At 40.8% G+C, this 8,448-nt stretch carries 7 protein-coding genes; all 7 read left to right on the top strand.

Translation table 11 applies throughout. The features are described 5' to 3' along the window. Positions 1 to 1,376 (top strand): RagB/SusD family nutrient uptake outer membrane protein (locus AC1DG9_RS19145; RefSeq protein ID WP_477635049.1); only part of this gene is annotated, 1,376 nt, incomplete at its 5' end. Between the two features lie 2 nt (positions 1,377 to 1,378). Then, entirely contained in the window at positions 1,379 to 2,440 is a 1,062-nt protein-coding gene (locus tag AC1DG9_RS19140) for an IPT/TIG domain-containing protein (RefSeq protein ID WP_337716868.1), read from the top strand. Between the two features lie 238 nt (positions 2,441 to 2,678). Continuing rightward, positions 2,679 to 3,602 (top strand): family 2A encapsulin nanocompartment shell protein, encoded by a 924-nt coding sequence (locus AC1DG9_RS19135; RefSeq protein ID WP_048906269.1) that lies wholly within the window; start codon positions 2,679 to 2,681, stop codon positions 3,600 to 3,602. A gap of 3 nt (positions 3,603 to 3,605) precedes the next feature. Then, positions 3,606 to 5,288 carry a family 2A encapsulin nanocompartment cargo protein cysteine desulfurase gene (locus AC1DG9_RS19130; RefSeq protein WP_477635048.1) on the top strand — a complete coding sequence of 561 codons (1,683 nt, stop codon included), beginning with the start codon at positions 3,606 to 3,608 and terminating at the stop codon, positions 5,286 to 5,288. 94 nt (positions 5,289 to 5,382) lie between these two features. Further along, the gene (locus AC1DG9_RS19125) at positions 5,383 to 5,733 is read left to right on the top strand and encodes a hypothetical protein (protein ID WP_337716872.1); all 351 of its coding nucleotides are present in this window, start codon (positions 5,383 to 5,385) and stop codon (positions 5,731 to 5,733) included. A gap of 79 nt (positions 5,734 to 5,812) precedes the next feature. Then, entirely contained in the window at positions 5,813 to 6,565 is a 753-nt protein-coding gene (locus AC1DG9_RS19120; protein ID WP_477635047.1) for a porin family protein, read from the top strand. Positions 6,566 to 6,763: 198 nt separating this feature from the next. Continuing rightward, entirely contained in the window at positions 6,764 to 8,413 is a 1,650-nt protein-coding gene (locus AC1DG9_RS19115; protein ID WP_477612323.1) for an FAD-dependent oxidoreductase, read from the top strand. Positions 8,414 to 8,448: the final 35 nt, after the last annotated feature.

Raw genomic sequence — 8,448 nt, 5'->3', positions numbered from 1 at the left:
TAACCGGAGTGCAGGGCAATGCACAATACAACTCATTTTATAATTTTAATATCCAAAGTACAGATGGTTTAGTAATGGACACCTGGAAGTCTTGCTATAAGGCAGCCGGACAGGCATCTGTACTGATTCATACTTTTATGAATAAAAAAACTCAGGTGGCCGATCCTTCCTACCTGGATGTAGGTATAGCCGAAGCCAAGTTTATCCGTGGGTTTGCGTACTTCTATATCGGCCGTGCTTTTGGTGATGCGCCAATAGTAGAAAACCCGGTAGATCTAACCAAAGCCGGGGCGCCTGCAACACCAAGATACCTGCAAAAAGATGTATTAAAGTTTGCACTTGAGGACCTTAAGTTTGCAGAAGAAAACCTGCCCGAAATAGCAACTCAGGATGGTCGGGTTAATAAATATTCAGCAAAAGGGATGATGGCCAAAATCTACCTTTACTTAAAGGACTATGAAAACGCAAGGTTAAAAGCCAAAGAGGTTATAGACTATGCAACATCAACCAAAAGAATAGGCCTGAATCCTGATTTTCAGGGCATGTTTACCTCCTCAGACATCGCCAACAAAAACAACAAAGAAATGTTGTTTTCATTAAGATGGTTAGCTGCTATGGGATGGAACGGAGGAAACAGGTACATGCTTTACGTAGGTCCGCAACCTTTGTTAAAACCAAAACCAACAGGAGGAAATGGTTATTCAGCAGTGGTTCCGTCGTTCGACATGTTAAATGCTTCAACAGGTTATGCTACCGGCGACCGTAGAAAAGGATGGTCGGTAATGCAGCAGGGCTTTCATAAAGCCGATTGGATCAACGACAATTTCCCTAACGGATTTACTTATGATACTACAGGGATAACAAGCGATTTTAAAATTCAAACAGGCACCCGCTCCAATATTCAGAAATATGTTGTAGGACCAAACAGAAGCGCTGAAGTAGTAACTTCCGACAGTCATAACAGCATTTCTACTTATATTCTTCGCTATGCTGACGTATTGCTGATTTATGCAGAGGCAGTAATGGCCGGAGGAGGATCTACCAGCGATGCTACCGCTTTAAGTGCCTTTAACGAAGTACATAACCGTGCTGGTCTGGTAAGTTTAACCAACATCACGCTTGATGATATCTTACACGAGCGTAAAGTAGAGTTCGCATTTGAAGGCGACTACTGGTTTGACATCCAAAGACAAGGATTTGCTAAGGCACAGCAGATGATAGCCGCACAGGAGCGTGGTACATTAGGTGGTAACGGCCAGTTAACCAGCTTTAAGGCCACACTTACTTCGGCAAAGCAGTTGTACCTTCCGGTACCACAACCAGAAACAGTTATTAATCCTTTACTGCTTGAACCTGCAGTAGCTTATTATAAATAGATATGAAAACTATTAAAAATCTAAAGATATTCCTGCTGGCATGTATGGCAGGAGCATTAACCATAACAGGCTGCACAAAAGAAGAGCAGTCGAGCAGCAAAGCGTCCAATAGTCCGGTGGCCAATAAGCTTGATCCGGAAAGGGCAAGCGGAAATACTGTACTCACCTTAACCGGAAGCGGCCTGGGCGATATGACCAGTATTGTTTTTGAAAAAGGGAATGTACCTGCTTCATTTAACCCGACGCTAAATACAGATAATGCATTGATATTTAGAGTGCCTGATACTGCAAATGGTGGTGCCCAAAACATCATTTTAACAAACAGACTTGGAGTTCAGCTAAAAGTGCCATTTAATGTTGTTGCTTTGCCTTTGGTAAATACAGCCTCTAACTATAATTTTATTGAAGGCACAGAAATTACCCTGGTTGGAAACAACCTTGAGGATGTAACCAGCATAACGCTGGATGGCGCAGCGGCCGAGGCCAGTATCGTATCTCAATCCAAAAAAGAACTGGTAATTAAAATGCCTGCAACTACGGTAAACAGCGCAAAACTAATACTTACCAACTCTACCGGGCCAATTACCACAAATCAGGTATTTGTGAATCTGGATAAAGCCTATAAGATCTTTACAGATGATTATGGTAATGGTTTCGAAAACGGATCATGGGGCCCCGCTTCAATATCAACCGATTTTGCCAAAAGTGGAACCAAATCCTTTAAAGCAGGATATAACAAAGGAAACTGGAGTGCAGATGGTTTTGCAAACTGGAATGGTGTAGCCAGTATGCCAGAGTATAATTATTTGTCGTTCTGGGTTAAGGGAGCTTCGGCCGACTATACGCTTTATGTAACAGGCGATGCAAGGGCAGGGGGGTATGGAAATTCAGATAGAAGCGTTCCAATAATAGTACCTGCTAATGTATGGACTTACTTTAAAATCCCGATGACAACACTTGAACTTTGGAAAAAAGGTCCGATGAAACAATTAGGCTTCTGGATAGAAGGCCCTGAAAAACAAGATGAAAGTTTCTACTTCGATGATGTGATCCTTGTAAAATAAAAACACACTTAAACCAATTATAATTTAAAAAGCCAGGTCATCCGACCTGGCTTTAAATTTTAAACAAAACTCAGACGAGCTAACAAATTTCGATTAGAAATTGTGTATGATTTGACTAAGGTATAACTATTTTATTAAATAGTCTACTAATTCCGTAGAATTAATATATAAATTATATATTTAGGGAAGGATTATTTAAAGTAATAGATCTATTTATACATAATTAATTAAACAAATCATGGCAGAAAAATTAAATCCAACACAAACCGCATTAGGTGATGTTGCCGCAAGGCCGCTGGCTATTGCAACCCGTACCGTGCCGCAGGCATCATTTATTACTCCAAGATGGTTGCCTCATCTTTTAAGCTGGACGCCCGTAGAGTCAGGGATTTACAGAGTGAACAAAGTAAAAGAAGGAGAATCAGTGGATGTAGATTGCTCTAACAGAGACGAACGTGTATTGCCTAACACATTTGTAGATTATGTAGCACAGCCACGTGAGTATCTGCTTAGTGCAGTAAATACCGTGCTTGATGTACATACCAGGGTTTCCGATTTGTATAGCAAACCTTACAACCAGATCAGTGAGCAATTGCGCCTTACTATTGAAGCCATTAAAGAACGTCAGGAAAGCGAACTGATCAATAATAAAGAATACGGTTTGTTGCACAGTATTGTACCTTCTCAGCGTATTTCTACACGTTCAGGAGCACCCACACCAGATGATCTGGATGAGTTGATCACTAAAGTATGGAAAGAACCCGGATTCTTCCTCCTTCATCCACTAGCGGTAGCTGCCTTTGGCAGGGAGTGTACACGCAGAGGCGTACCACCACCAACGGTATCTTTGTTTGGTTCTCAGTTCATCACCTGGAGAGGAATTCCTTTAATCCCTTCCGATAAAGTGCCTATAGAAAATAATAAAAGTAAAATATTGCTCATCAGAACAGGAGAGAGCCGTCAGGGTGTAGTGGGTTTATATCAGCCCGATCTTCCCGGTGAGCAATCTCCTGGTTTATCAGTTCGCTTTATGGGGATCAATGAAAAAGCAATTGCTTCTTATCTGGTATCTCTTTACTGTTCGCTGGCAGTTTTGGTAGATGATGCTATTGCTGTACTCGACGATGTTGAAATTAATAAATATCATGAATATAAATACTAGGTTATGAGTGGTACAATTAATGGTCCGAATGGACTGCCAGATGTACATCTCTTAGAGAAACTGGCAAATGAACTTTTTTTCTCGGCTCCCGGAACATTGGATAAAACTCAATCTTCACCTTTGGCAATTAATCAGGGAAATTCTGTCGATCTTCTGGATCCGCAAACAAGTTTGCCGGATGCAAATAATCTGGGGCTGGGGCATGTGCCTGCCTCCACACATGGAAGTGGGGGTATCTCACCCGGCACCAAATCAGTGAATGCCCTGCCGTTTGAAAACGACAGACCCTTTGAGAAAGAATTGAGCAAAGCCCTGGCTGCAGTTAATGTTTACAGTCCTTCTTCTCAATTGCCATTTACACCTTCGGCAGTTTTGGGAGAACATTCATATTACTTCTCTTCTGCAGAAAAGCTTGCCAAAGGAGACTACCGCGAAATAACTGGCCAATCTTACCCTGCATTTAACGTAAACATTGTTCGTAACGATTTCCCAATCCTTTCAGAGTATGTAAACGGAAAACCCCTGGTTTGGCTGGATAACGCTGCAACCACCCAAAAACCGCGACAGGTAATAGAAAGGTTAAGCTATTTTTATACACATGAAAATTCCAACATACATCGTGCTGCCCATGAATTAGCTGCCCGTTCTACCGATGCTTATGAAGCAGCAAGACAGAAGACACAGCACTTTATAAATGCCAGATCAGCAAATGAAGTGGTATTTGTACGCGGAACAACCGAGGCTATAAACCTGGTTGCAGATAGCTGGGGTGCCCAATATCTTCAGGAAGGAGACGAAATCATCATCAGCCATTTGGAACATCATGCCAATATAGTTCCCTGGCAGTTATTGGCCAAAAAGAAGAACTTAAAATTAAGAGTGATCCCGGTTGATGATGATGGACAAGTTATTCTTGATGAATATGCAAAATTGCTGAATCCAAGAACAAAGCTGGTTTCTTTCACCTTGGTATCTAATGCATTAGGAACGGTAACCCCGGCAAAAACAATTGTAGATATGGCTCATGCTGCGGGAGCAAAAGTGCTTGTCGATGGTGCACAGTCTGTTTCACACATTCGTACGGATGTACAATCACTTAATGCAGATTGGTTTGTGTTTTCTGKGCATAAAATTTTTGGGCCTACAGGTATTGGTGTATTATATGGTAAAGAGGAGTTGTTAAACAGTGCACAGCCTTATCAGGGTGGTGGCAATATGATTAAAGATGTAACGTTTGAACATACCCAGTTTAATCCCGCGCCATCACTTTTTGAGGCAGGAACAGGTAACATTGCGGATGCAGTTGGTTTAGGCGCGGCAATAGACTATGTTCAAAAGATTGGGATTGACAACATTTACAACTATGAGCATTTTTTGTTAGGCTACGCAACAAAGCAGTTACAGCAAATTCCAGGATTGCGCTTAATTGGAACGGCAGCTAATAAAACGAGTGTGCTTTCATTTGTATTAGATGGATTTACAACTACTGAAGTTGGCGAGGCATTAAGCAAAGAAGGTATTGCCGTAAGATCCGGCCATCATTGTGCTCAGCCCATACTGAGAAGGTTTGGATTGGAAGCAACGGTGCGACCATCTTTGGCATTCTATAACACTTGTGCAGAGATTGATAAATTGGCTGATACAGTTAGCAGCTTAAAAAACGGAAATCAATTTCGTGTAAGGTAGCAGATCTTATTAAGGCTGGTATATAGAAAGTATGCCAGCCCCAACTATTATTAAGCCAAAACTGCTATATTAGCGGAAGCAAGCAAACTATTAAATGGACCATCCTTATAAATCAGAACTTTTAGTAAACCTAAAAGCACATTATCTTGGCCGCAACTGGCGCTCAATTAGCTATTTTGATGCTAAAAGAGATGAGATTTTATTTGTTTTACCTGAAACGGATGATGTTAGCCATGCACTTAACAATTTGTATGAGGTTTTAGGAACATTGCCAGAGATCGATCATCCTAAGGAACGTGTAGTAATCAGTTTCTGCTATGAAAACGGCGATTCATACTGTTCGCGTTTAATTAATCCCAACAAACAGGACGAAATCAACCTTGCTTTGATTGGCTACCGTCCGGAACGCAAAATCCGTCCTGAAGAACTTCAGGAGATGGAATAGTAAAGCTTTCTCGCTCAAAATGTTACGATAGTAACGGATTATATTTCATAAATTAGAGTACACACAAATAAAACACGCTATGAAATCTAATTTATGTTTTTTCATACTGCTCTTCTATGGGCTGTATGTTCAGGCCCAGGAACAGCCTGATTTTGAGAAAAAGGTAAGGTTTGGGATTAAAACAGGCATTAACGGCTCTCTTTTTACACGCAACGTAACGCCCACAGCCAACTCAAAAAGAACTGACCTCAGTTATTTTAACCGCTATTTCCGTGCATCTGCACTTGTTGGATTAACTGCCGATGGGCGATTAACAGAACGAATTACACTGGGTGCCGAGTTGCTCTTTAATTCCAGAGGGATGGTTTACAGAGAAAAGAATAATTATGTAATTATTGTTGACGATGACGGACAGGAGCAGCAGGCCTATAATAACTATAATTTCAATATTGATTATGTAGAACTCCCAATCCTGATCAGTTACAATTTTAAACCAAGTGCATACAGACTCTTCTTATCGGCTTATGCCGGCATGGCACCGGGTATTGCTGTTAATTCGAAAACAAAATTAAGATATGAAGATGGGGTAGACGGCGATGGCGGCAGGGGCCGAAACGAAACGCTGCCTTTAAAATATGTAAATCATTTTAACAACAGCTTGCTTGCGGGTATTAAGGTGGGCKACAATAAACCATTTAGAATAAATCTCTATGGTGATTTTAGGATCAGTTATACCCTGCTGCCGGTTTTTAATCGCACTGTATCAGACCAAGGCGATAACCTGGATACCCGAATGCTTACCTTTTCCGCAAGCCTTGGTGTAAGGTTTTAATTAGTAAACCAGTCGTTATCGTAGTTTTACTGAGGTGTTGTTAGGGCTTTGCTAAGGCATTCCCAGGGCTTTTTGCCCTATCAAGGCCCTAGCAAAGCCCTATCAACGCCCTGTTAAAGCCCCACAGCCAAAAGTTTGATATAAAATGTATATTTTGCTGTTCTAACCAAATACATGTTTAACCCTATTACTAATAAAATGTTATATAAAACGATACTTACTTCCATTTTTATTATATTTTCCAATTTTGGTCTGCAGGCTGCAGATAAAAAACCATATGAAGCAGATCTTATAATTTACGGTGGCACCTCAGCAGCGGTAACAGCAGCAGTAACTGCTATAAAATTGGGTAAAACTGTTATTGTTGTTTCTCCCGATATTCATCTCGGAGGCTTGTCATCCAGTGGATTGGGTTTYACAGATACCGGAAATAAAGAGGTGATAGGAGGCTTATCCCGAGATTTTTATCATCGGGTTTATTTACATTATCAGCAAGATACTGCATGGAAATGGCAAAAAAAGGAAGAATATGGGAACAAGGGGCAAGGAACACCTGCTATTGATGGTAAAGACCGCACAATGTGGATATTTGAACCACACGTTGCCGAAAAAATAATGGAAGATTTTATCAAAGAAAGTAATATTAAAGTTTACCGCAATGAATGGTTAAACCGTAAAGATGGTGTAGAGATGAAGGATGGTAAAATTACATCAATCACTACATTAAGTGGTAAGCAATTTAGTGGTAAAATGTTTATTGATGCCACCTATGAGGGAGATTTGATGGCTGCGGCAAAGGTTAGCTACCACATAGGCCGTGAAGCAAACAGTGTATACGGAGAAACCTGGAATGGCGTGCAAACAGAAGTGTTTCAGCATGGCCATCATTTTAAAACAAATATAGATCCATATAAAGTTACCGGCGATAAAAGCAGCGGTCTACTGGTAGGCATATCCGACCAGGATCCGGGGATAAAAGGAGAGGGCGATAACAAGTTGCAGGCATATTGCTTTAGAATGTGTCTCACCAATAAGGCAGAGAACAGAATTACATTTCCAAAACCTGATAATTACAACCCAGCAAATTACGAATTGCTGGCTAGGGTGTTTCAGAGTGGATGGAAAGAGTTGTTTGATAAATTTGATGACATACCCAATCATAAAACGGATACCAATAATCATGGTCCGTTCAGTACCGATTATATTGGCATGAACTACGATTATCCGGAGGCTTCATACGAAAAGCGAAAGCAGATCATTAAACAGCATGAAGATTATCAGAAAGGATTAATGTATTTCATGATCACAGACCCACGTGTTCCGGCTGATCTGCAAAAAAGACTGCAAACATGGGGTTTATCTAAAGACGAATTTAAAGATAATGGAAACTGGCCCCACCAAATTTATGTAAGAGAGGCCAGAAGGATGATAAGTGATCAGGTACTTACAGAAAACGAAACTTTAGGACGGAAGGAAGTGCCTCAACCTATTGGGATGGGTTCTTATGCTTTAGATTCGCATAATACACAACGATATGTAACCGATAAGGGATTTGTGCAGAATGAGGGCGATATAGGTGTGCATGCCCCTAAACCTTATAGCATCTCTTATGGATCAATAGTTCCTAAAAAAGGAGAATGTGGCAATTTGCTGGTGCCGGTTTGTGTTTCCAGCTCCCATATTGCTTATGGTTCCGTTAGAATGGAACCTGTTTTTATGATCCTTGGTGAATCGGCAGCAACTGCAGCTGTTATAGCCATAGATGACCAGGTAGATGTTCAGCAGGTTGTCTATAAAAAACTGGAAACCCAGCTGCTAAAGCAAAAGCAGAGATTAAGGTTGAATTAATAAAATCAACTATTGTATTTTTATGGCAAATCAAT

Source organism: Pedobacter sp. 05L430 (assembly GCF_056397585.1).
This window is presented reverse-complemented; position numbering and strand designations above follow the sequence as displayed.

Coding starts and splice junctions, on each gene's coding strand:
- AC1DG9_RS19125 (WP_337716872.1), top strand. CDS start 5,383: ATGGACCATCCTTATAAATCAGAACTTTTAGTAAACCTAAAAGCACAT.
- AC1DG9_RS19135 (WP_048906269.1), top strand. CDS start 2,679: ATGGCAGAAAAATTAAATCCAACACAAACCGCATTAGGTGATGTTGCC.
- AC1DG9_RS19140 (WP_337716868.1), top strand. CDS start 1,379: ATGAAAACTATTAAAAATCTAAAGATATTCCTGCTGGCATGTATGGCA.